This window comes from Streptomyces sp. NPDC051320 (assembly GCF_040682175.1).
Taxonomy (GTDB): domain Bacteria; phylum Actinomycetota; class Actinomycetes; order Streptomycetales; family Streptomycetaceae; genus Streptomyces.
Genome location: NZ_JBFBAL010000006.1, coordinates 383,810 through 405,504 on the forward strand (window position 1 = coordinate 383,810; position 21,695 = coordinate 405,504).

Below are 21,695 nucleotides of genomic sequence, written 5' to 3' on the forward strand. Positions count from 1 at the left end.
CTGTCAGCAGCCCTGCGCCCCGGCGCACAGCTCCGGGGAGACGGACCGGGTGACAATGCTGATGCCTCCCCGTGGCCGGCCTCCGGCGATCGCTGCCGCCTCCAAGCAGAAGTGCACCCACATGTTGAACTGGATCTCTTTGCTGATGCGCAGCCTGCCGTAAAGCACCTCGGAAAACCGGTCACCGGCCCGCGCCCACGCCTCTACCTGAAAGCACAGCAACTCGTCGGCGGCAGCGGCCCGGAATTCGATCTGCCCGGCTTCCAGATGCCCGCGCAAGGTGGCAAGCCGAAGAGATACCGCGTCACGGTGCACGACGCGTACCGGCCCGTCCCAGGGCCCGGGCATCTGTACCAGGTACTCGTCGCCGGGACAGGCAGACCTGTCCGGACCGACCGTCTTGTGGAAGACGGCCGCACCGAAGGGCGCAGCCCGGTTGAAGTCCTCCGTGATCCGCTCCATGAGCATCTCGGGCTCCATCCGGGAGCCCTCGATAAGAACAGTGAATCGGCGATGCAGCAAGGGACCCGAACCGTCCAGCAGACGCTGGACACACTCGTCCACATACTCGGCGGGCAGCGCCGGTGGAAGGTCGCCGCCGTCCCCTTCCTCCTCGCTGCGGTGCAGTGCGGTGACGCGCCACACATAGCGCCAGGTAACCAGGGTCAGACCGAGGGGAAAGCGCAGCAGCGTACCTGCCCGACGGCCGAAAGGCGGCCGCCGCGGCTGCGCCGTACGCGGTGCTCTCATCCGCCCAGGATGGCACCGGCCCCGGTCGGTCGCCACGCAGCATTCACCGGGGTACACCGGCCGGGCACAGCGGCCGGGGCCGGTGCCCCGTCAGCGCCGGGACACCGGGCCGGGCTGTGGCTCCGGCTCCGGTACCGGGTCGGGCCCGGGCGGCTGCGGAATCGGGTCCGGCGTCGGGGGCGGCGCGGGCGTCGGCCCCGGCACCGGACTCGGCCCGGGTCCTGGCCGGGGCCCCGGCCCGGGTGGCGGTGTGGGCGCCGGGGGTACGGGGTCCGGTCCGCCCGGTCCCGGAATCGGGGGTGCAGGATCGGGGTATGGATGCGTCACGGTGAGCCTCCCTCGGTGACGGCCATTGTCCTGACCAATGTCTCCCGGTACGGGTGCCCGTCCCCGCCGGACCCAACCAAACGCGCCGCTGCCCACAACCCCGGACGAGGACTGGAGAGCACCGGGACGGTACTGCGCATACGCTCTGCGGCGTCGGCCATCAGATGGCGCATCCGCAGGCCGGAATGGTCCCGGTCCCGCAGCGCGTCGAACACCGGGACATGGACGGACGACGTGTGCAGCAATGCCGGCATGATCAGGACCTTCCCCGCTGCGGCTCACCGATCCCGCGAGCCCGCCGCGAGCTGCTTCCTGGCCTTCCCCATCAGCTCCGGCGGAGCCTCCGGCGCTTGGTCGGGGTGGCGCCCGGCCCAGCGGGCTGCATAGGGGCAGAGCGGCACGACCGGCACGCCCTCCCGTGCGGCGACGGCGTAGAACTCGCCGACCAGCGCGCCCGCCACCCCCTTGCCTTCATGGCCGGGCTCCACGACGGTGTGCACCGCGACGAGAGCGGCGGGCACCGCGTCCAGAACGAAGTAGTCGATGCGGCCGATGACCCGGCCGCCGTCGCGCGCTTCCAGCCGTCGCTCGGCCCGGTCGTCGCGGATGGCCGCCATGGCTCAGGCTCCCGCAGTGAGCGGACGGGCGTGCGGGCTTCGTTCCTGATCCGTACCGGGCACCGGCGCGGAGGCATCGGCGCCGAGCGCAACGATCCGGTTGTCCGCGTCGACATGAACGATGCGCGGCTGAAGTGCGCGGGCCTCCGCGTCGTCGACCTGGGCGTAGCTGATGAGGATCACCAGATCACCGGGGTGCACGAGGTGGGCGGCGGCGCCGTTGATGCCGATGACGCCGGAGCCGCGCTCGCCCTCGATGACGTAGGTCTCCAGTCGAGCGCCGTTGTCGATGTCGACGATGTGCACCAGCTCGCCGGGCAGCAGATCGGCCGCTTCCATGAGCTCCGCATCTACCGTGACGGACCCCACGTAGTGCAGGTCGGCCACGGTGACGGTGGCGCGGTGGATCTTGGACTTGAATATCGTTCGTATCATTGAGGTACTCCTGGCCATAGGCTCCCTGCCTGCATTTTTGCAGGTCAAGTGCTGTTTCCACACTCTACAACGAATCGCAAGTTCAGGCAGCTGCGCCTGGGTTTTTCAGGACTCATGCTGACCACTTGCTGACCTTCCTGACGCATCATCAGGCAGCGATGGAGGGCCCCCGACCGCTCTCCCGACCTCCACCCCACGACCCTCAAAGCCTACGCAGCACTCCTCTCAAGAGCGCTCGTGATCATCGTCACCCCAACAGCAGGGTTACGCCCCGGACGCATACGAGGGCCCTGTCTTCGCAAGAACCTTCGAAGCAGCGCGCCTACCTAGCATTGAATCCCGGTTCGGCAAAGCCGGCGACTCTCGTGACTATGGCCACGACCCATCCACCGTCCCACCGCCACAACGGAACGCGACCCGCTACTCGCAAGGAGCCGCCTCCCCCATGGAATCGCAGCCGCACCCCTCCGAAAACAGCCGACCACGCAAGCATCGACCCGTAGAGGCCGTCCTCATGGAAACCTCCGAGGTCGCCGCTATGCTCAGCATGTCAACGAGTTGGGTCTACAGGGAGGCGTCGAAACTGGGCTTGAAAGGGTACAAACTCGGCCGAGGAAAGAACGCCAAGGTCCTGTACAAGTGGGCTGAGGTCTTCAAATGGCTGGAGCAACAGAAGGTGCACTGAACTTCGATCAAACTCGGAACTCCAAGCCGCCGCATGAACCAACGAGAGCGCAGGCCACAGGGCCATACACAGCGCTGACCAGTTGTACGCGGAGTACAAGGAGCCGCTGTACGCCGCTCCCCCGCTGCTGCAGCGCATGGTCGACGCGGGCCGTCTCGGCCGCAAGACGGGTTCGGGCTTCTACCCGTACTGACCGTCCTACCGACAGGCCCGGCGCTCACGTCGCCGGGCCTGTCGGGGGCGCATTGCCCGAGGTCAGACCCAAGTGCGGCCCGCAGCGCCTCGCCTTCGAGACCTACGCATTACGAGTACCAAAGTAATCATGCCAAGCAGTGTTGACCCGTACCCTCTCATGCCGTCCTTGCTGGTCAGGACGCATGAGCCGTCCAGGCTCCACTGTCCCGTGCTGCGCCGTCCAGAGGCGTCCGCGCTCCCCTTGCGCTCCCCGCCACGGTCCCCTGGTCCCCCTTTGAGACCTCGGGCGATTTCAGAGTCCGCTCAAACGGCGTCGCTTCTGCTCCCCTCATCTCGGGGCTTCTCCGCGGCGACTGCTTACGACAGCGGTCCGTACCGCCTCTTTCCGGGCTGTAACAAGCCAACAGGCAGCCGCTGTCCATGCCCCGCGTCTGCCCGTCTTATCCTGGCCACCCGGCAGAGGCTCGCCAGCAGCACCGTCTCCGGCCTCGTCGGCCAGATGATCACCACCGGGCCCGTCGCCCTCGAGGTCGACCCTGCCGACCGCCGTGCCTCCGTCGTCGTCGTCGCCGTCGTCGCCGTCAGGATGCAGCCCGTCGAGGCGACGATGTCGAAATTCGGCAGGACCTTGATGCCGCGGCGCTCTGTGTCGACGAGGGGCGGCGCGGGGATGTAGGCGGGGGCGCGGCCTGTGGCGTACGCACCAATTGGGTTCAGGCGCAGGGCGAGCAGGCTGGCATAGCGGGAGAGTTGGTCAAGGTCGTCGCCGCCCCGGTTGTCGCGGTAGTCCTCGGGGGCGCCGACGGGCGGAACATACTCGATGCCGATGAGGCCGAGGGTGGCGGCGTATTCGACAAGGACTGCGAGCGTGTAGCGGTCCTGGAGCATGGGCCAGTCGTGGAATCCGTCGTAGCCGAGGCTGTCGTATGCAGCGCCCACCATGGCAGCGCCCGGCCTCACGTGTTCGAGTTCAGTAGCGTGGAGGGATGAGAACACGCGGGGGGAGGCTCGCAGTCGTCGCGAGTCTGGCAGGCGGCGCGGTCCTGGTACTGGGCGGCTGCGGCAGGATCAGCCCAGGGGACACCGGCACGGGGGACATGAGCGCGGCAGAGCTCGGGTTCAAGAAGTATGCGGGCGGGGTGGACTACCCGTCGGTGACCGGCCCGCACAACAAGGGGTATGTGGCGCCCCGCGAGGGTCTGCGCCAGCTGGTGCCGCTGGGTGACTGCGCCCTGGGCGAGGGGACGTTCGCCAACGGGTACCGCTATGTGAACGTCAACTGGACTGGTTCCGGCGGCTGTACGAAGCTCTCGATCACTCCGAAGCCGGGCGCCGACGACGAAACCGACGTGCCGTACTCCATGCGCAGCGGCTGGCCCGGTGGCGGCCTGCCGGGCGACGTGGTGGTGCCGTGGGGCGACGGTTCACTGATCGGTGTCGGCGCCATGTTGACCCGCCGGGCGCCGAACGGCGAGCAGTTCCGGCTCGCCACGCTACCGCTGACGTTCAACACCCACCCCGAGCAGGAGACCGCGGACGACGCCTCCGTGAACACCGCGGTCAAGGTCGGCTCGCTCCTGCTGATCGGCGGCGGCCAGACCGTCGACCAGATGGAGTCTCCGTACGTGTTCGCGTCCGACGACGCGGGCAAGACCGTGCGTCGCGTGCCGCTGCCGACGATCGACGGTCGGTAACCGTCCACGCCCGTGGGCGACTTCGGCGTCAACGGCAAGGAGGTCGTCGCCTTCGGTGCGGCAGCGACCAACGCCTACGACTTCCACTCCTCGGGCACGATCCCGTTCTGGAGCAGCGCGGACGGTGGCGCGCACTGGATGTCCGGCGAAATCACCGGGATGCCACCCGGCACACAGGTGCACAGCGTCCTGTACGCGCCGGACCACTGGTTCGCCGTGGGCGGCTATGCCAGGGCCGGCGCCTTCTACGACTCCCTCCCGCTGGTTCTCACCAGCAAGGACGGCATCCACTGGACCCGGATGGGCACCTCGGCGATGGACAACGGCGTGATCACTGCCGCGACCGTCGACTCCGCGGGCCACCCGGTCCTGGTCGGCTCGGCCCCCCGGCCCAAGTCCAAGCCGAACACCCGCACAGTGCTATGCGGTTCCGTCTGGGTCGGCAACGGGACGACCACGGGCTGGAAACGCGGCGGCCTCGGCTGCAGCGAGGACCCCCCGAGCGCGGCGGTCACCCTCGCGGACGGGCGCGTGCTGATCGTGGGCAACCGGGACCTCTGGCTCTCCCGAAGCCCGGGGCCGGGGCGCGGTCACGGGTCTTGATCTCTCCCCGCGGCGGGTGGGCGTTGCTGAGTCGGGCCGCAACCCGTTGTCGTTCATGTGGTGAGGTGAAGTCGGACGACGGAGAGCGAGAGGCGGAGGGGACGATGGGTGGGCGTGCGGCGTGGCGGCCGTTTCTGGAGCAATGGAGCGCGGAGTGGATCGCGGGGCACGACCCGGACACAGACGCACCGCTCGCACCGGAGGTCGTGCGTGACACCTGGCTCGGGTTCGCGCCGGCCAGTGAGGCGGAAGTCGCCGCGGTCGAGACCCGACTGGGGCACCGGCTGCCGCCTTCGCTGCGGGAGTTCCTGCTCGTCACCAACGGGTGGCGGGACGCGGGTAACTTCATCTACCGGTTGGCGGGAACCGCGGAGCTGGAATGGCTGCGGGACACCGACGACCGCACCTGGATCGAGGCCTGGGAAGACCTCGCGGAGGACGACGTCGAGGAGGATGAGGACGGTGAGGAGGCGTTCGGCGTTCGGGAGGCGAAGGTTCTCGCCCGTTCCCTGCGCCTGTCCCTTGAGGGTGACGCGGCGGTCATGCTGCTCGACCCTGACGACGTGGAAGAGGACGGCGAGTGGGCGGCGTACTGGCTCGCCTCCTGGTCCGGTGAGGGACCGCAGCGGTACGGCTCCTTCCACGACCTCATGCGCCGGCAGTGGGTGTCCTTGCACGCCCTGCGCAAGCCGCCGGGCGCCACCCGGGACCACTGGGACGCGGAGGTCGAGCGGGGCCGATACGAGGCGCTGGCCGGGGCGGTCGACGGACCGCTGGCGGTGTTCGCCCAGGCACACGAGTACGGGCGGGAGCGGGCCGACGTACTGAGCATGCAGATGAAGGCGATGCTCGGCGATTGGCGCCGCCGCGTCGCGAGCCTGATGTGGTACCGGCCGGGGAACGACGACCTCCTGCTCAGCCCGCTCTTCGCCGCGGAACTCCTGCCGCTCCTGGTCCGGCAGGACCAGCTCGCGCGCCCCCACGACCTGCGGCCCCTGCCGCGGCTCAAGGAGTACGCGCCCGCACCTGTGCGGGCGCTCGTCGCCGACTACGAGGCCCGGGCGGCCGAGCCGGGTTTCCGGCTCACCTTCGGCGGACCCGAGTTCGACGCGGCCGTGCACGCCGTCGCCGACCGCCTCGCTGGGATGCCGGCCTTCCAGGCTCCTGTCGAGCCGCCGCTGCGGACGGGTCCGATCGTCGTCACCCTGTACGCGGGCGGCGGCCTGCGGCCCGAACCCGACCCACTGTCCGACCCCGCCGAGGTGCGCACGGCCCGCGCGGCCCTGTGTGACGAAGCCTAACCCGAACTCCGTGCAGCGCTGCGCCTGTGGCACCCGGTGTGCGAGGACCATATTGCCCCGATATCCCCGTTCGCCGACCCGGCCTTGGCCCAGCTGATCACCCCGGACCGCGGCCGCGAGATCCTGGCCACGCCCCGCGGTACCGACCCCGGCGTCCATTAGGCTGCAAGTTCCAGCCGCCAGGGACAGCAACAGCGTACGGGGGAAGGGCATGACCGAGGAAAGCGACGGCGTCGTGATGTACTGGCGGCCCGGCTGCGTGTTGTATGAACCTGCTGCTGAGCCTGCTCTTCACCCGCCTGCGCTACACCAAGCGGAACATCTGGCGGGACAAGGACGCAGCGGCGTTTGTCCGCTCCGTCGCGGACGGGAACGAGACGGTGCCCACCGTCACCGTTGCCGGGCACGCCATGGTCAACCCCTCGAAGCGACAACTGCTGGACGCGGTCCGCGAGTACGCGCCGCACCTGCTGGTGTCCTGACCTGGCGCTGAGAGCAGAGGGCCGGGGCCCACGGCCTGTGGTCGGTCTGGTCCCGGTCGAGGGCCGTCTGGCGCCACTCCAACGCGAGCCCGCTCTGCCGTCGTACAGAGGCAGTCGATCACGCAGACCTTCCATTACAGGGACTGCGACGGCGTCGTAAATGGCTCGCCTGACTTCCTACCGGGTCCGCGCCCAACCCCTCCACCTGCGCCAGATGGACAGCGGACACCAGCACGGGGTATGCACGCGTATCGCCCTGCTTCATCATCCCGGAACTCGAGGACAATCCGTGCGTCAAACCCAGCTCATACCCGGAGCGGCCGTCTTGCTACTCGCAGCCGCTCTCGCGACCGGAGCAGAGCCCTTTGAAGCTCTTCGGGGATGGTGAAGCGGGTGCATGCGCTGCCGTGATACGGCAGGCCACACACCCGCTGTTGTGCGTGCCGGGACAGGATCGCGGCTGTCGTCGCCCGTGCTGGTCTCGTCGAGGTCCTTGTGTCTTCCCCGAAAGCGCCCGAGGCGGATACGGTCCGGATCTGGCTCGACTCACTGGACGAGGCGGTTGTGGAGCGAGCCGTTCGTCTGGGAGCCCAGCGGCTCTGGCAGCCTGACCTTCGCCGTGGCCGTGCTCTCCTTGGTGACCCGGAAGTTCTGTCCCCGGACGGCGAGGTGAAGGTGACCTGCACCCACACGACGTCCGTCATCGAATCGGTGAGCACTGCCTTCAGCTTACGCACGCGTGCGTGAGCACCCCTGGGCGCCCGCATGTCGAGGAGCAGCGTGCGCCGGTCCCCGCTGAGACGGACTCCGGTGACCGCGGAAGGCTCCATAGTGATCCACGGGATCGGCTCGGCTGCCACCGGTGAGGTGACCTCCCCTCCTCCGCCTCGATGACCTCGCCGCGGACGCTGTCGGGTGCGCCGATGACGCTGCACTCGGCGACCGCGGGGTGCTGGGGCCCTCACGACTCGGAGCCTGGCCAACGTGCCAATGGCCCCCGGCCCGCGCGAGCTCCACAGTGTTACGCCCCGCTGGCGCGCGGCAAGTGCTGCTCCGCCCAGATGGTCTTGCCGGATTGGTTATATCGACTCCTTCCATTCCGGGCCGCTCGAAGGGGCCCAAAAGCGGTCCCAGCCCGGTCGACCGCGCACGGCCGGGCAGCAAGCACCACGTCCTTGTCGATGGGCAGGACATCCCACTCGCGGTATCGCTGACCGGCGGAAACCGCAATGATGTCACCCAGCTCATGCCACTCCTGGCGAAGATCCCGTCGGTGCCAGGGCTCGTGGGAAGACCGCGTCGGCAGCCCGGCATCCTGCTCGGTGACCGTGGCTACGACCACGACAAGTACCGGCGCCTGGTCCAGGCTCAGGGACGCCTTCAAGCCCTACCTGCATCAGCGCTGGCAGGAAGGCTGCACCAACGCCCGGACACTGTTCGAAGAGATCAAGTCCGCCGGGTTCCAAGGCCAGTGCACGATTGTCCGCGAGTACCTGCGCCCATTGCGATCCGGGCTGGGATAAGGCCGGCCGCGCGTCCAAGCCGCCCTCGGTGCGCGATGTGACCGGCTGGATTACCAAGCACCCCGACAGCATCGCCGAGGAGGATGATCTCGAGATCAAGAGCATTCTCACCCGGTGTCCCCAGGTCAGCACTGCCGCCGAACTCGTCCGCTCCTTCGCCGAAATGATGCGCGACCGTGCCGGCCACCACCTGGCCAAGTGGCTCGATGAGGCCGACGCCACCGACCTGCCGGAGTTGCAGTCGTTTGTGGTGGGGATCAGGTCTGATCTTGGGGCGGTGACGGCGGGGTTGACGTTGCCGTTCAGTTCGGGCGCGGTGGAAGGCCAGGTGAACCGGATCATGCTCAAGAGGCACATGTTCGGCCGGGCCGGAATGGACCTCCTGCGCAAGCGTGTCCTCCTCGCCCACTGACCGCCTGCCGGAAACGACTCGGCGGTCACTGTTCGTCACGCCTGCACTGAAAGTATTCCAGAACCCGAATTCGGCCGTTGCCGACACACCCTCCACTTCCCCGAACGCTGGCCCTGGCAGGACGCCTTCGACGCCCTGTTCCATGCGGTGCACACCCCGCCCCCACCCGCCTGACCAGGACATTTCCGATGCGCCCGTGAGGGCCCGACAGCTGTGGACAGGTGGAAACGCTGGGCAGACCAGCGGCCTTCCCCTGCCCACAGCCGAAAGCACCGACACGATCACCCGCGAACTGAGCCGGTGGATCAAGGCTGACTGAGCGGGCCAGTGCTCATGTCCGCAAGAACTGCTGAGTTCGCCGGGTCACCAGGCGCAACGATGCTGGGCGGGACTTTACTCGGCGCCTGGGCAGAGCATGTGAACGTCATCGAACAAGAAATAGGAGACCCCCGCTTACCACAAAAGCACAGCACGCCCAAACCGCGACTCGTCAGGGACTCTTGCAGTCGGTCGATTCGACAGACAGGAGCGCACCATGAACGAGAACAAGACCCGCATGCCCGAAATGGCATTCCCCACGTTGCACAAGGCAGCGGTCTATCTCGGAATCTCTCCCAACACCCTTTACGTGTGGCGCCATCGCCGACAAGGGCCGCCCAGCTTCCAGATGGGCCGACGCGTGATGTACAGGATCTCCGCGCTTGACGAGTGGGTGGACCGGCAAGAAAGGGCTGACTCTCGATCGAATCCTGCCTTGAATCCACTGAACCGCAAGCCGCTGCGTCGCGCATCGTGACGTCCACGGCAGCACAGAGCATCGAGACCAACCCGACATCAATTCCAACTGTGACAGCGGGATATGACCTGTCGCGAAAAAGCGTTCCCAACACCGTCAAGTACCCGGAACGCGTCATTCGCACAGGTAGGAGGCCCCCACCTCAACTTCCGTCGGCCGAAGAAGCCGCTGCCGTGGCTCCTGATCGGCACGCTGGCCGCTGTCCTCGTGATCCTGGCCATCGTCATCGGCGTTGCCTCTGCACTCAGCGACGGAGGCAGCCAGGACAGTCCACTGGCACCGCGTCCGCGGTCCGCACCATGATTCTGACCAGGGATCCGCCTATTTCCACCGTCTCGACCAGCACCGACGACAGGTGATGCAACAGTTCCGCCAACTCGACATCGCACGCCACCAGGGTGGGCTCGATGGTCTCGACCCACGAGGAAGTGGCGACGACAGCGACATCGGCGTCGGGCAGCTCGTCGACCGAGACTACGACCGCCACCGGCGGCGCCCCCGGCACCACCAACGACAGCGGGGCGCCAGCGATGCCCGGCTGGATGTCGGCCGCGCCGACGATGCGGCAGTCGGTCCGCGATGCGAGCGCCTCGGTGATCGCCAGGCCGGTGGCTCCCAGCCCGACGATCACCACGTCGACCACGGGCATCAGGCGTCGTCGTTGAAGTCGGCGTACGAGTTGCGGGCCTCCCCGCCGTCCTTGAGGAGGAAGATCGGGTCGGCCATCGTGCCCTGGTAGTCGACGAAGCCGGTGCCCGGAGGGCAGACCGACCAGCCGAGCAGCTGCTGAATGTCCTCGTCGAAGGACTTCATCACCTCGGTCGAGTACGTCAGGTAGGCGTTCTCCTCCTGGCGGAGATTGCCGAGGTCGAGGCCGAGAGTCAGGCCAATCCGGTTGCTGTCCGAGGTGTTGGTGCCGCCGCCGTGGAACGTGCCACCGACCCAGATCAGGGCTGATCCGGCGCTCATCACCGTCGGCACCGCCTCGTCGGCACGCGGGCCGCGGTCGTCATCCCACTTGTGGCTTCCGGGCACCACCATGGTGCCGCCGTTCTCGGCGGTGAAGTCCGTGACCGCAACCATGATCTGCACACGGGCCTGGCGGTAGCCCTCGGGGTGCCTCCACTGCCAGACAGTGTCGTCCCGGTGCAGCGGCTGGGCACCCTCGCCCGGATGGATGTCGATGATCGAGGTGACGCCGACCTGGTAGTTGGGGGCCAGCTCGATCAGGTCCTCACCGACGTAAACCGGCTTCGGGACCTCGAGGAAGTGCTGGGCGATGCCGGCATAGTGCGGGTGCCGCACAGCGGTCGCCGCGTGCTGGGTGTGCTGGAAGACGCCGTACAGCCGCTTCGTGCGGTGACCGGAGAAGTCGTCCTGACCCCACGGCGTGTTCGCCATGGCGGCGTCGATGTCTGAGCGCAGCTCCTTGAGGACGTCGGCGTCGAAGAAGTCGCGGATGATGACGCCGCCGTCACGCTCGACGACTGCGATCGCTTCCTCCGTGCTGCAGGTGGCGTCAAGGGTGGTGAGGGTGGTCATGGCGCTGCCTTTCGTGTTGCTCTGTGTTGAATGGTGGGTCGGGTTACAGCTGCCCGAGGACCTTCTCGAGCGCCTCGGCGGTCGCCTCGACGTCGGAGGCGGTATGGGCGGTGGAGAGGAAGACCTTGCCGGAGGGCATAAACAGGAAGCCTTGGCGGACCATCCCGTCGAGGATCACTTCCCACAGACCGCCCGTGCCGTGCAGACCGGTCGCCCCGTCGGCGGGCGCGTACTGTAGGAGCGAGCCCACGCGGTTGAAGGTGCCGCTGCTCGGCACAGCGTCGAGGGCGGCCCCGACGACGGCGTCGAAATACGCCGAGATCGTGCCCAAGGTGTCGTACACCGCAGGATCGGCCAGCACCCGCATCGTGGCCTCGACTGCCGCGAGGGCGATCGGGTTGCCGTTGAAGGTGCCGGCGTGGACGACGCCGTCGTCGACCTGGTCGATCAGGTCGGCGCGTCCGACGACAGCACTCTGTGTGAAGCCGCCAGCCATCGCCTTGCCGAAGACGGAGAGGTCGGGGCGGACGCCGTACTTCTCTGCGGCGCCGCCGCGGGCGATCCGGAAGCCCGCGATCACCTCGTCGAAGATGAGGACGACGCCATGCTTGTCGCAGAGCGACCGCAGCGTGGGCAGGAACTCGGCGGACGGCGCCTCGACCCCCCCGTTGCTCAGGATCGGGTCGACAAGCACGGCAGCGATGTCGCGCTCCAACGCGTCCGCCAGGAGCCGCTCAGCCAGGGCGACGTCGTTGAAGCCACCCACGACCAGGTCGTCGAGCACGCTGGGCGACTGCCCCTTGCTCCCCGGCGCGGCGGGCTTCCCGCGGTCGGCTTCGGCCAGACCGGCATACACCGAATCGTGCCAGCCGTGGTAGCTGCGGGCGAACTTGAGAACGCGCCGTCGGCCGGTCGCGGCACGAGCGAGGCGTAGCGCGACCTGCACGGCCTCGGTGCCCGTGTTGCTCCACAGCAACCGCTCCCCGTGAGGTACGGCGTCGAGCACGGCCTCGGCGGCCAAGTACTCGAGCTCATGGCCGGTGCCGACCACCTGCATCCGGGTCACCATCCCGCCCACCGCCTCGGTGATCCGGGGATCGCCGTGCCCGAGCACCAGCGGACCCCACGCCATCACATAGTCGAGGTAGCGGTCGCCATCGAGATCCCAGACGTACGCACCGCGCGCCTCGCGGACGAACAGGGGGTGGGGCTGCATCGCAGCACGCAGGCCGGATCCCACTCCCCCACCGACGCTGCGCCTCGTCCTCTCGAAGGCGGTCCGCGAACTCTGCAGTGCCACGTTGACTCCCGCCCCTGTCCTCAGCCGTCGAGGCCGAGATAGTCACCGAGTTCGGCGTAGTCCACCTGCCACAGGGCCGCGCCGTTCGAGGGGTACTGCGACCGGAATCCGAGCATCCTCTGCACGCGCGGCGACAGCGTCTTGGCCAGGTCGAGGTCGACCAGGAACGGATAGGCTTCCTCGCCCGTGAGGAAGCCGAGGTTCAGGGCGAACGAGACGGCTCGACGGTACTCTCCGGACGTCCGGTTCGCGCCTCCGCCGTGGACCGTCTTGCCGCTGAAGAACAGCGCATCGCCGGCGACCATGACGGCGGGGATGGTGTCCTCCGGCGCACCGCGGTCCTCGAAGTCGTCCCAGTGGTTGCTGCGCGGGATGACCCGGGTCGCGCCGTTCTCCTCGGTGAAGTCCGTGAGCGCGACCAGGAAGTTGACGACGGCCTCGGGGCCGTTCTTTCCGAGGGCGACGAACGGATACCAGTTCTCCAGGTCACGGTGCAGGGGCTGCGCGTCGTTGCCAGGACCGATCTCGATCACCTGGGCTGTCGTCATCCAGTAGGTGCCGGACTCCGCGACGAACACCTCGTCGCTCAGGTCGTGAACCAGCGGGTGGTCGATGATCTCGTTGCGGAAGGTCGGGCTCAGCGTCACCAGGTTGGTGAGTCGCTTGGTGTTCGTGCCGTGGAACGCCTCCATGAACTCGTCATCATGGGTCGATCCGGGTCGCAGCACCTGCATGGCCGGCTCGACGTCCGCGTTGAAGCGGTCGATCTGATCGCGGCTGAGGAAGTTCTTGAGGACCACCCCGCCGTCGCGGGCCACGATCGCGAGGATCTCCTCGATCGGGGTGTCCCGAGAAACGGACTGCAACGACTGGGACTGCGTGGACACGGTCATGGAAGAAGTCTCCTTGCGTCGACCGACTTGTTCAAACGACTGTATCATTTGATTCACATGATGGGGAGCCCCCCTTCACTTCGCTTTGAACCACACCGTCGGGAGACGACATGACCCAGCCGCTCTGGCAATCACTGCTCGACGAGGAGGCACGTCAGGTGGCTCGGCAGCTGGCCGACCTGCTGCCTGGTCCGCTGCATAACCTGGGTCTTCAGGGCGTCAGGGACTTTGCGGCTCCCCTGCCTCCGCCGCGCAGCACCACGATGGCGGCCGTGCGCGATCACCGGGTAGGCGTGCCTGCGGTGCTGGTGCGGGAGTACTGCCCCTGCCCCTCCGAGCAGCCGGCGTCGCCGACCGTCCTGTACGTCCACGGCGGCGGCTTCACGGTGGGCAGCCTCGATGGCGTCGACGAGCTGTGCCGACTGATCGCCGCCGGAGCGGAATGCACGGTGTTCTCGGTGGAGTACCGGCTGGCGCCAGAGCACCCGTATCCCGCCGCTCTGGACGACGTCCGCACCGCGCACGCGTGGCTCACCGCGAATGCTGCCGCTCTGGGGGTCGACCCGCACCGTATCGCGGTCGCGGGCGACTCTGCCGGGGGCGGCCTGGCGGCGGCGCTCTGCCTCGACCTGCGCGACCGCGGCCTGCCGCAACCGGTCCTGCAACTTCTGGCCTACCCGGCTGTCGACGACTCGTTCGAGCGACCGTCCTGGACCGAGTTCGCCGACGCGCCGCTGCTCGGCACCGAGGACGCCCGTTGGTTCTGGCGTCAGTACGTCGGCGAGGCCGGCGTCGCTCCGGACGTGCTCGCCGCCCCGATGCGCGCAGCGAGTCTCCGTGGCCTGGCCCCGGCGCACGTGATCACCGCCGAGGTCGATCCCCTCCGCGACGACGGCGAAGCATACGCCGACCGCCTCGCGGAGGAAGGCGTGCCGGTCACGCGCCAGCGGTATCGAGGCGTCTTCCACGGGTTCTTCACCGAGGTCGACACGTTCACAGCCGCCGGAACGGCGGTGACCGACGCCTGCGGAAGGCTACGGGACGTCTTCGAATCAGGCTTGGCCGCGAATCAGCGCACCAGCATGCCGAGCGCCTGATCCGTGCCGATCCGGCGATAGGACTCGGTGACAGGGCCACCATCCACCAGCGTCCGACGGCTTTCGACAGCCCGCTCGTGCACGTGCGCAGGCTGCTCGTGCAGCGACGACTCGCAGCCACATCCGGTTTCGAACTCGGCGCCGTCCCACCGCCCAGCGAAGTCCTCAGCCGTCATTGCGCCGTAGGCATCAAGGCCAGATTGAGGGTCGAGCGTGAAGGACGCGTTCATCTCCGTAGCCGGATCGAGGCCGGTGATCGTGGAGTCGGGGTTCGCGACTCGACCCCCAGCGGAATAGGCACAAGCGCTCGTCAGTCGCTCCAGGACCGAGTTGCGTTCGGACCAGCCTGCGGAGGTCAAGCGCGGGAAGTCAACTGCGGTCTCCGTCACATCCGGCACCGCGAGGCAGGTGATGGCTCGGTCGTTGAGCGCGGCGAGGCCGGCCAGCGGACCGTTCTCCACGAAGACCTCCTTTCTGGCGGGCCAGAAGTCGAAGGCGCCGAGGTCGCCGAAGCATCCCCCCACGTGGATGGCGTAGATCTCGGGATAGATCCGCAGCCCCTCGCGGCGAGTCGGGACGGCATCGAAGTGCTGAGCGGTGGCGGCTTGGACCAGCAAGCTCGTGCCGAGCGCACCGAAGGGTTCCACGACGACGATCGCGAATCGATCGTGGGGCCGCCACACGGGGAGCAAGTCCTCGACCTCGGAGTCTCAGCCGTCCACCCGGACAGCGAAGTGAGACTTGTCGAACTGTGTAGCGGTGTGAATGGTGGCTCCTCGGGTGGCGAGCTGATTCAGTCGTCGGCTGACCGGGAGTGCCCGGACGTGCCGCTACAGGTCGAGGCAGAGCGGGCCTGAGTTCGGCTCCGCCCGGGAGACGAAGATGCAGAGCGTCTCGTTGCGCTCCTGCTCCGCCTTGGTCAGCACTGAGTCGCGGTGATCTGCACGCCCGCTCAAGAGGTCGTCACGCAGGTGCCGCCGGTGCCCTGCGCCGGAACCGTGCGAGTGATGCCGCGAACCATCACCGTCTCCACGGCGTGGAGCACCGGTTCGGGACCGCACGCGTAGGTTCCCGTCTCGTCGTCGGAGGCCAGCGCGCGCCGTACACCAGTCGCCAGTCGGCGCCGGCGAGCTCGAGGTTGTTGCGCTGCTTGCTCACCTCGACCAGTTCGGCAGCTCATCAATCGCGTGCACGTCGCCGCATCCTCATCTCCGCAGCGTCGCTAGGCGTCACCGCCGTACGCCATCAGCATCTTGCGTGCGGTCTCGGCCTCGCGGAGGACCGCCAGATCATCGCCGTGGGTGATCAGCTGCAAGCACAGGCCGTCGATCACCGCCACAAAAGCCCTCGTCAAGGTCTCGAGGTGCTCCTCGGGAAGCGGAGCCAGCGCCTGCCGGAGGCAATCCTTCCAGGTCTGGATGAACATGTCGTAGATTCGCGACGCGAACTCCGGGTATTGCGTCTCGCCCAGAGCCAGATCTCGATCTGCGCCCGATTGGGGGCCGGGTTCTCGATCGCCCATTGAACGGTCTCCCGGAGCAGCCGAGAGACGAGAGCGATCGCAGCATGGTCGGAAGCGTTCGCTTGCGCAAGGTCGCTGCGGACGACCTCGGCCAGGTGTTCGAACACGGCCCAGAGCGGCTTCTCCTTGGCCTGGAAGCAGTAGTGCAGCGTTGCCAACGGCGCCCGGGCCTCGTCGGCGAACTTCCGCGTGGTTGCTCCATCGACGCCTTCGCGGGCGATGACCGTCATCGCAGCGTCGATGACGGTCATCGCTGGACCTGCGTGGGAACGCGCGCCATGGTCAATATTCCGTCCGACTAAGTCATCTGAACATGCGCACGCTAACAGGTGTCACGCGTGTGACTTGGCCCGGTAGGGGCCTCAGCGCCGCGATCGGCTGAGGTCGTCGTACGCCGCTGCGAGTGCCAGGTGGCCCTTCTCCTCGGTGACCTCCGCCAGCACGTCGACGAAGGCGCCCAGCATGGTGGCGGGCTGCCCTTTGTGCTGCATGTCCGAGCGATTGACGAGCATCGAATCGAAGTGGGTTCGCATCGCAGCCTGGTCGGTGGCGAAGTCTCCGCTCTCCAAGTGCTCGACGGCAACATGGCGGGCATGCGAGGTCAGGGGGCCTCCGAGCCGTTCGTGAAACTCCAGGAAGGCGGCGGGGCTGACTCCGTAGTGCGCGGCGTAGGCGGCGGCCTCGTAGAACGCGGCCACCTCGATGTGGTGGGCGATGCTCCCAGCCGAGCCGAGGATGTTCGGGAGGGCCGGGTCCGCCCCGTCGTACGTCGGACGAGCGAGGACGGAGAGGACATCCGCGTGTTCGTCGAAGACCGAGCGGTCGCCGGCGTAGGACAGACCGGCGGAACCGGGACCCAGACCGTCCGGGTAAACGTAGATGTTCCCGTCCAGGTACCGGCCACCGCGCTCCTCCACCCAACAGCTCATCGTGCGCGCCTCGTCGGGCGTGCCCCACGTGACGTTCACGACAGTGCATCCGGCGAGGTCGGCCCGATCGAGGACCGCCCGGACATGTTCGTACCGGTCGAGACACACCACCGCCAGCGGCACGTCGCTCACAGCAGAGGCCGGGTCCTCCACCAGCTCGGCGCCGGCCGCCACGAGGGGTTCCGCCTTCGAACTGGTTCGGTTCCAGACCTTGGTGGCCAGTCCTTGCTTCAGGAACAGCCGGGCTAGGGCCGCACCCATAGGTCCGAGACCGAGTACCGCTACGTCGCTACGTGTCATGGGTGCTTCTCCTTGTGTGGGGTGCACCACCGCACGGTGGCCGTGACGAGCTTTCCGTCCTCGACGTCCACGACGACGGTGTCGCCCGGGGCGAGGTCGCCGGTCAGGACACTCCGCGACACGGCGGACGTGACCTGCTGCTGGACGACGCGGGTAAGCAACCGTGCGCCGTGCTCCTCGTCGTGGCCGAGCCCGGCCACCAGCTCGCGGGCCCCATCGGTCAGCCGCAGGCCGATCCCGCGATCGGCGAGTCGGGCGGCCACCGCGGCGACCTGCAGCTCCACGAGCCGGGCGACGTCCGCTCGGTGCAAGGGCGCGAGCTGGACCACGTCGTCCAACCGCGTGACGAAGTCGGCCCGGAACTGCTCAGCAGCCGCAGCGGCATCGACGAGGCTCGAGGTCATCGCCAGCACCACGTTGCGGAAGCTGACGACCCGACCCTGGCTGTCGGTCAACGACCCCTGCTCCATCACCTGGCGCAGCAGCGCGTGGACGTCGGGGTGGGCCTGCTCCACGTCGTCGAGGAGCACGACCGCGTAGGGCCGGCGGCGTACCGCTTCGGTGAGCTGGCCGCCCTCCTCATAGCCCACGTAGCCCGGGGGCGCGCCGATGAGCCGGGCGACCGACTGCTTCTCGGTGTACTCCGACATGTCCAGCTGGATCAGGGCGTCGTCACTGCCAAACATGAAGTCGGCGAGCACGCGGGCGAGATGCGTCTTGCCGACACCGGACGGCCCGCAGAACAACAACGAGGCGAGCGGACGCATCGGGTCGGCGAGCCCGGCGCGCGCGTTGCGGAGGGCAGCTGACACACGGGCGACAGCGCCTTCCTGGCCTACGACGTCCTGGCCGATGCGTTCCTCCATCGTGGCGAGCTTCTCGAGCTCCGCTTCCTGCAACCGCGTGACGGGGATACCAGTCCATGCGGCGACGACCCGGGCGATGTCGTTGTCGCCGACGACGTCGCTGTCTGATGGCAGCTCCACGCTCTCCCGCCCATCGAGTTCGATCCTGCGCTGGGAGCCCGCCTCGTCGATCAGGTCGATCGCCTTGTCCGGAAGGAACCGATCGGGGATGTAGCGCTTGCTGAGCGAGACCGCCGAGACGAGTGCAGCGTCGGTGATGCGAACGCCGTGGTGCGTCTCGTAGCTGGACCGCAGTCCCCGCAGCATCGTGACCGCGCTGGCGAAGTTCGGCTCCTCCACGTGGACAGGCTGGAACCTCCGTTCCAGGGCAGCGTCCTTCTCGACATACCTGCGGTACTCGTCGAGCGTGGTCGCTCCGAGCGTGCGGAGCTCGCCGCGCGCCAGCATCGGCTTCAGGAGGTTCCCGGCGTCCACCGCGCCCTCGGCGGCGCCCGCGCCCACGATCGTGTGCAGCTCGTCGATGAACAGGACGATCCCGCCCTCTGCGTTACCCACGTCGGTCAGGATCGCCTTGATCCTGTCCTCGAACTCGCCGCGGTAGCTTGCGCCTGCCACGAGTGCACCCACGTCGAGCGCGACCAGCCGCTGGTTGCGCAAGCCGGCCGGCACGTCGCCTGCAACGATCCGCCTGGCGAGTCCCTCAGCGATCGCCGTCTTCCCGACGCCTGGATCACCGATCAGGACAGGGTTGTTCTTGCGGCGACGGCCCAGCACCTGCACCACCCGCTCGATCTCGGCATCCCTGCCGAGAACAGGATCGAGCCTCCCCCGAAACGCCAGCTCGGTCAGGTCGCGACTGAACCGGCGGAGCTGGGTCGAGACGGGTGCAGGGCGCCACAGGACGTCGAGGTAGGTCAGCTCGGGGTCGGCGTCCTCGACGACTGCCGGGCCACGCACCTGAAGGACCGCGTCGAGCATCGACCTGCGGTCGATACCGAACGCTCCGACGATCTCCCCGACACCGTCGCGGCGAGCCGCCAACGCGATCAGGAGGTGCTCGACCGACACGAAGGCGTCGCCGAGCTGCTTCGCCTCGTGCTCGCCGGCGCGCAGTACCGAGCTCAGCGCCTGCGCGTCGACATCCACCGGAGCGCTGAGCTCGGCGGCCAGGGCCGCGACGTCGACGCCGAGTTGCTCGAACACCGGTCGAGCGATCGTTCCGTCCTGCTGGAGCAGGGCGCGCATCAGGTGCCTAAGACCCGTAGCGGCCGCATCGGCCCCAGCCATCGAGTCCGCAAGATCGAGTGCCTCGAGCGCCCGCCGGGTGTAGGCCCTGCGGATTTCAGACCGTGAGGCGGTGGGCTGCTCGACCTCCACGATCATGCTCGCGCCTGAGCGGACGTTGATGCAGCGGCCGATGCCTTGGCGCGTGCAGGCACCTTGGACTCGATCATCTCCCGCGTCATGAGTCGCTGGGCGTCGACGGCAGCCTTCTTGCCCATCTCGACCGCACCGTCCATCCACGCCAGGAAGGTGTGCGCGATGTCGGCCGTGGCGAAGTGGAGCCGGCCCTCCGGCTTGCTCAGCTCGGAGTGGGACTTGCTGATTCGACCCGGCTTGTAGGCGATCCAGTCACCCTCTCCCGTCCACTCTTCATCTACAAATGGGTGGATGTCGTAGTCGATCAGTTCAGCACCGGGATAGAGCGTCTGGACGAAGCGCTCCACCCCCTGGAAGTCGGTGCCGAAGCTCTCACGCTCGGGGTGCTGGAGGAAGAACCCCACCATCAGCTGGTCATCGCCCTCCATCTCCGCCTGGGTGAACATGAGGGCGGCACCGTGGGAGGTCTCCGGGTCGGGGAGGGTGTAGGGCAGCGGGGTGGCACCGCGGACCTGGGCCCAGACCTTCACACCGTAGGCGACGTGGTTCTCACGCGTTGCTGCGTCCTTGTGAGCGCTCAGCGGCGGGTTGAATTCGATGTTCTTCCAGCACGCCATCGGCGTCGCGACCACAACAGTCCCCGCCGAGAAGGTCTCGCCGGAACGCGTGGTCACGAGCACTCCGCTATCGCTCTGCTCCACCCGGTCGACGGGGGTGCCGAGCCGGATGTCTGCACCCGAGTCGTCGGCGATCGCCGTGATCAGCGTTGCCGTCCCCTCCGCCAGGTACTCGTCGATGACACCCCAGGCGCGGATGAAGCTGTTGCCCATCTGAGCAATGAACTGCAGAGGAGGAAGCGCAGACACCTCGTCCTGATAGCGACCCGTGAAGAAGTTGCCGAACGACGCTACGAAGGCGCGTGCCGCGTCACTCACGCCAAGGTTGTCGAGGTACTCAGAGAAGGGGATGTCCAGGTCCTCAAGCCGCTGCTTGTCGAGCGGGATGCCGAGCTCGATGCGGTGCGAGTCCGAGATGACCTGGTGCACGGCCCTCTCGAGGTCGAACACGTCCTCAAGAGGAACCGGGAGTGGGCCCGGGTTGTGCCGGCCGTTACGAAGCGTCGGGTAGTTGACGGGAGCAGGCGAATGCTTCAACGTGAGCCCGTAGCGCTCGATCTCAGCCATCATGTTGACCTGCTGGTCGGGATAGACCCACTGACCGCCGAACTCGACGGTCCCCTCCCAGCCTCCGATCTTCTTGTGTTCGGACCAGGTGCGGCCACCGAGACGGTCTCGCGCCTCCAGCAGGAGGACCGAGTACCCCTGCTCTGCCAGGTCGCGGCAGGCCGTCACCCCGGCGAAGCCTCCACCGATCACGATCGTGTCGAAGTCATGCTTTGTCATCTCGAACTCCTTTGACGTGGGGCGTGGACCCCGCTGTGAATCGTGTGCGTGTCATTCAGGACCGGACGGGCGATGCCACAGCCGCTGACGCCTTGGCGCGTGCGGGCACCTTGGACTCGATCGCCTCGCGAGTCATGAGCCGCTGCGCATCGACGGCCGCCTTCTTGCCCATCTCGATCGCACCCTCGAACCAGACCAGGAACGTCTGGGCGATGTCAGCGGTAGCGAAGTGCAGTCGCCCCTCGGGGCGCGTGGTTTCCGTGTGGTGTTTGCTGATGATGCCTGCGGGCAGTGCCAGCCAGTCGCCGTTGCCCGACCATTCGTCCTCGTTCCAGTCATGGAGCTCGAACGCGACCAGCTCGGCTTCCGGGAAGAACGCATGAAGGAACGCCTCGACGCCCGCGAAGTCCATGCCGAACCGGTCGTTGTTGTCCGGGTGGTTCGTGTAGAAGCCGGTCATCAGCTGCCCGTCCTCGCCGAGGTCGGTGTCGGTGTAGAGACACCAGGCACCGTTCTCGGTCTCGGTGTTCGCCAGCGCGAACGGGAGGTGGGGTGCCTTCTTCACCTGCATGTGGACCTTGACCGACGCGGAGTTGTGGTGGCCACCGGCCGGCAGCATCTTGCCCTCGCTGAGGTGCGGGCG

Annotated in this window: 25 protein-coding genes and 3 pseudogenes; 11 read left to right on the forward strand and 17 right to left on the reverse strand. The window is 67.7% G+C overall.

Going from position 1 to position 21,695, the window contains the following annotated elements; genetic code table 11:
- Positions 1–3 precede the first annotated feature (3 nt).
- From AB0M87_RS16565 to panD, 4 genes and pseudogenes are all read right to left on the reverse strand, one after another.
- On the reverse strand, positions 4–750 hold the full coding sequence (locus AB0M87_RS16565; RefSeq protein ID WP_365853336.1) for a hypothetical protein: 747 nt from the start codon (positions 748–750) through the stop codon (positions 4–6).
- A 485-nt stretch (positions 751–1,235) separates the two neighbouring features.
- Positions 1,236–1,331 (reverse strand): annotated as a pseudogene (locus AB0M87_RS16570) (arylsulfatase); the annotation flags it as partial.
- Between the two features lie 24 nt (positions 1,332–1,355).
- Positions 1,356–1,694 (reverse strand): GNAT family N-acetyltransferase, encoded by a 339-nt coding sequence (locus tag AB0M87_RS16575; RefSeq protein WP_365853338.1) that lies wholly within the window; start codon positions 1,692–1,694, stop codon positions 1,356–1,358.
- A 3-nt stretch (positions 1,695–1,697) separates the two neighbouring features.
- Positions 1,698–2,129 (reverse strand): aspartate 1-decarboxylase, encoded by a 432-nt coding sequence (gene panD, locus AB0M87_RS16580; RefSeq protein ID WP_365853340.1) that lies wholly within the window; start codon positions 2,127–2,129, stop codon positions 1,698–1,700.
- A 445-nt stretch (positions 2,130–2,574) separates the two neighbouring features.
- On the opposite strand from panD, the gene AB0M87_RS16585 reads away from it, so the two are divergent.
- Both AB0M87_RS16585 and AB0M87_RS16590 read left to right on the forward strand, forming a co-directional pair.
- The gene (locus AB0M87_RS16585) at positions 2,575–2,814 is read left to right on the forward strand and encodes a helix-turn-helix domain-containing protein (RefSeq protein WP_365853342.1); all 240 of its coding nucleotides are present in this window, start codon (positions 2,575–2,577) and stop codon (positions 2,812–2,814) included.
- 64 nt (positions 2,815–2,878) lie between these two features.
- Positions 2,879–3,007, forward strand: a pseudogene (locus tag AB0M87_RS16590) (3-hydroxyacyl-CoA dehydrogenase family protein); the annotation flags it as partial.
- 359 nt (positions 3,008–3,366) lie between these two features.
- Here the strand turns inward: AB0M87_RS16590 and AB0M87_RS16595 are convergent.
- The gene (locus AB0M87_RS16595; RefSeq protein WP_365853344.1) at positions 3,367–4,005 is read right to left on the reverse strand and encodes a hypothetical protein; all 639 of its coding nucleotides are present in this window, start codon (positions 4,003–4,005) and stop codon (positions 3,367–3,369) included.
- On the opposite strand from AB0M87_RS16595, the gene AB0M87_RS16600 reads away from it, so the two are divergent.
- The 4 genes from AB0M87_RS16600 to AB0M87_RS16615 all read left to right on the forward strand — a co-directional run bounded on the left by AB0M87_RS16600 (position 3,996) and on the right by AB0M87_RS16615 (position 7,089).
- Positions 3,996–4,703, forward strand: a complete 708-nt coding sequence (locus AB0M87_RS16600) for a hypothetical protein (protein WP_365853346.1) — start codon at positions 3,996–3,998, stop codon at positions 4,701–4,703. The two genes, AB0M87_RS16595 and AB0M87_RS16600, sit on opposite strands and share 10 nt — an antisense overlap.
- Positions 4,704–4,715: 12 nt before the next feature.
- A complete protein-coding gene (locus AB0M87_RS16605) occupies positions 4,716–5,306 on the forward strand; it encodes a hypothetical protein (RefSeq protein WP_365853348.1) in 591 nt (196 codons plus the stop codon).
- A 104-nt stretch (positions 5,307–5,410) separates the two neighbouring features.
- Positions 5,411–6,607, forward strand: a complete 1,197-nt coding sequence (locus AB0M87_RS16610; RefSeq protein WP_365853349.1) for an SMI1/KNR4 family protein — start codon at positions 5,411–5,413, stop codon at positions 6,605–6,607.
- A gap of 266 nt (positions 6,608–6,873) precedes the next feature.
- Positions 6,874–7,089, forward strand: a complete 216-nt coding sequence (locus AB0M87_RS16615) for an NrdH-redoxin (RefSeq protein WP_365853351.1) — start codon at positions 6,874–6,876, stop codon at positions 7,087–7,089.
- Positions 7,090–7,635: 546 nt separating this feature from the next.
- Here AB0M87_RS16615 and AB0M87_RS16620 read toward each other — a convergent pair.
- Entirely contained in the window at positions 7,636–7,779 is a 144-nt protein-coding gene (locus AB0M87_RS16620) for a hypothetical protein (protein WP_365853353.1), read from the reverse strand.
- A gap of 421 nt (positions 7,780–8,200) precedes the next feature.
- Here AB0M87_RS16620 and AB0M87_RS16625 point away from each other — a divergent pair.
- The 4 genes and pseudogenes from AB0M87_RS16625 to AB0M87_RS16640 form a co-directional block, all read left to right on the forward strand.
- Positions 8,201–8,464: pseudogene (locus AB0M87_RS16625) on the forward strand (transposase); the annotation flags it as partial.
- Positions 8,418–8,612 (forward strand): hypothetical protein, encoded by a 195-nt coding sequence (locus AB0M87_RS16630; RefSeq protein WP_365853447.1) that lies wholly within the window; start codon positions 8,418–8,420, stop codon positions 8,610–8,612. The pseudogene AB0M87_RS16625 and the gene AB0M87_RS16630, both read left to right, overlap by 47 nt.
- Positions 8,613–8,640: 28 nt before the next feature.
- A complete protein-coding gene (locus tag AB0M87_RS16635) occupies positions 8,641–9,024 on the forward strand; it encodes a transposase (RefSeq protein ID WP_365853355.1) in 384 nt (127 codons plus the stop codon).
- A 535-nt stretch (positions 9,025–9,559) separates the two neighbouring features.
- Complete coding sequence (locus AB0M87_RS16640) at positions 9,560–9,820, forward strand: helix-turn-helix domain-containing protein (RefSeq protein ID WP_365853357.1); 261 nt, start codon at positions 9,560–9,562, stop codon at positions 9,818–9,820.
- A gap of 244 nt (positions 9,821–10,064) precedes the next feature.
- Here AB0M87_RS16640 and AB0M87_RS16645 read toward each other — a convergent pair whose 3' ends face one another.
- The 4 genes from AB0M87_RS16645 to AB0M87_RS16660 all read right to left on the reverse strand — a co-directional run bounded on the left by AB0M87_RS16645 (position 10,065) and on the right by AB0M87_RS16660 (position 13,555).
- The gene (locus tag AB0M87_RS16645; protein ID WP_365853359.1) at positions 10,065–10,469 is read right to left on the reverse strand and encodes a hypothetical protein; all 405 of its coding nucleotides are present in this window, start codon (positions 10,467–10,469) and stop codon (positions 10,065–10,067) included.
- Complete coding sequence (locus tag AB0M87_RS16650; protein ID WP_365853361.1) at positions 10,469–11,362, reverse strand: phytanoyl-CoA dioxygenase family protein; 894 nt, start codon at positions 11,360–11,362, stop codon at positions 10,469–10,471. Before AB0M87_RS16650 ends, AB0M87_RS16645 begins: the two co-directional genes overlap by 1 nt.
- A 43-nt stretch (positions 11,363–11,405) precedes the next feature.
- Positions 11,406–12,578, reverse strand: coding sequence for an aminotransferase class III-fold pyridoxal phosphate-dependent enzyme (locus AB0M87_RS16655; protein ID WP_365853363.1), 1,173 nt, complete (start codon positions 12,576–12,578; stop codon positions 11,406–11,408).
- Between the two features lie 104 nt (positions 12,579–12,682).
- Positions 12,683–13,555 (reverse strand): phytanoyl-CoA dioxygenase family protein, encoded by an 873-nt coding sequence (locus tag AB0M87_RS16660; protein WP_365853365.1) that lies wholly within the window; start codon positions 13,553–13,555, stop codon positions 12,683–12,685.
- A 110-nt stretch (positions 13,556–13,665) separates the two neighbouring features.
- On the opposite strand from AB0M87_RS16660, the gene AB0M87_RS16665 reads away from it, so the two are divergent.
- Positions 13,666–14,652 carry an alpha/beta hydrolase gene (locus tag AB0M87_RS16665; RefSeq protein WP_365853367.1) on the forward strand — a complete coding sequence of 329 codons (987 nt, stop codon included), beginning with the start codon at positions 13,666–13,668 and terminating at the stop codon, positions 14,650–14,652.
- Here AB0M87_RS16665 and AB0M87_RS16670 read toward each other — a convergent pair.
- The 7 genes from AB0M87_RS16670 to AB0M87_RS16700 all read right to left on the reverse strand — a co-directional run bounded on the left by AB0M87_RS16670 (position 14,625) and on the right by AB0M87_RS16700 (position 21,671).
- A complete protein-coding gene (locus tag AB0M87_RS16670) occupies positions 14,625–15,335 on the reverse strand; it encodes a hypothetical protein (protein WP_365853369.1) in 711 nt (236 codons plus the stop codon). The two genes, AB0M87_RS16665 and AB0M87_RS16670, sit on opposite strands and share 28 nt — an antisense overlap.
- Positions 15,336–15,874: 539 nt before the next feature.
- Positions 15,875–16,006 (reverse strand): hypothetical protein, encoded by a 132-nt coding sequence (locus AB0M87_RS16675; RefSeq protein WP_365853371.1) that lies wholly within the window; start codon positions 16,004–16,006, stop codon positions 15,875–15,877.
- Complete coding sequence (locus tag AB0M87_RS16680; RefSeq protein ID WP_365853373.1) at positions 16,003–16,425, reverse strand: TetR family transcriptional regulator; 423 nt, start codon at positions 16,423–16,425, stop codon at positions 16,003–16,005. Before AB0M87_RS16680 ends, AB0M87_RS16675 begins: the two co-directional genes overlap by 4 nt.
- A 111-nt stretch (positions 16,426–16,536) precedes the next feature.
- On the reverse strand, positions 16,537–17,403 hold the full coding sequence (locus tag AB0M87_RS16685) for an NAD(P)-binding domain-containing protein (RefSeq protein ID WP_365853375.1): 867 nt from the start codon (positions 17,401–17,403) through the stop codon (positions 16,537–16,539).
- Positions 17,400–19,652, reverse strand: coding sequence for an AAA family ATPase (locus AB0M87_RS16690; protein ID WP_365853377.1), 2,253 nt, complete (start codon positions 19,650–19,652; stop codon positions 17,400–17,402). The genes AB0M87_RS16685 and AB0M87_RS16690 overlap by 4 nt, the downstream gene beginning before the upstream one ends.
- Positions 19,649–21,052, reverse strand: coding sequence for an NAD(P)/FAD-dependent oxidoreductase (locus AB0M87_RS16695; protein ID WP_365853379.1), 1,404 nt, complete (start codon positions 21,050–21,052; stop codon positions 19,649–19,651). The genes AB0M87_RS16690 and AB0M87_RS16695 overlap by 4 nt, the downstream gene beginning before the upstream one ends.
- Positions 21,053–21,107: 55 nt before the next feature.
- Positions 21,108–21,671 carry an FAD-dependent oxidoreductase gene (locus AB0M87_RS16700; protein WP_365853381.1) on the reverse strand — a complete coding sequence of 188 codons (564 nt, stop codon included), beginning with the start codon at positions 21,669–21,671 and terminating at the stop codon, positions 21,108–21,110.
- Positions 21,672–21,695: the final 24 nt, after the last annotated feature.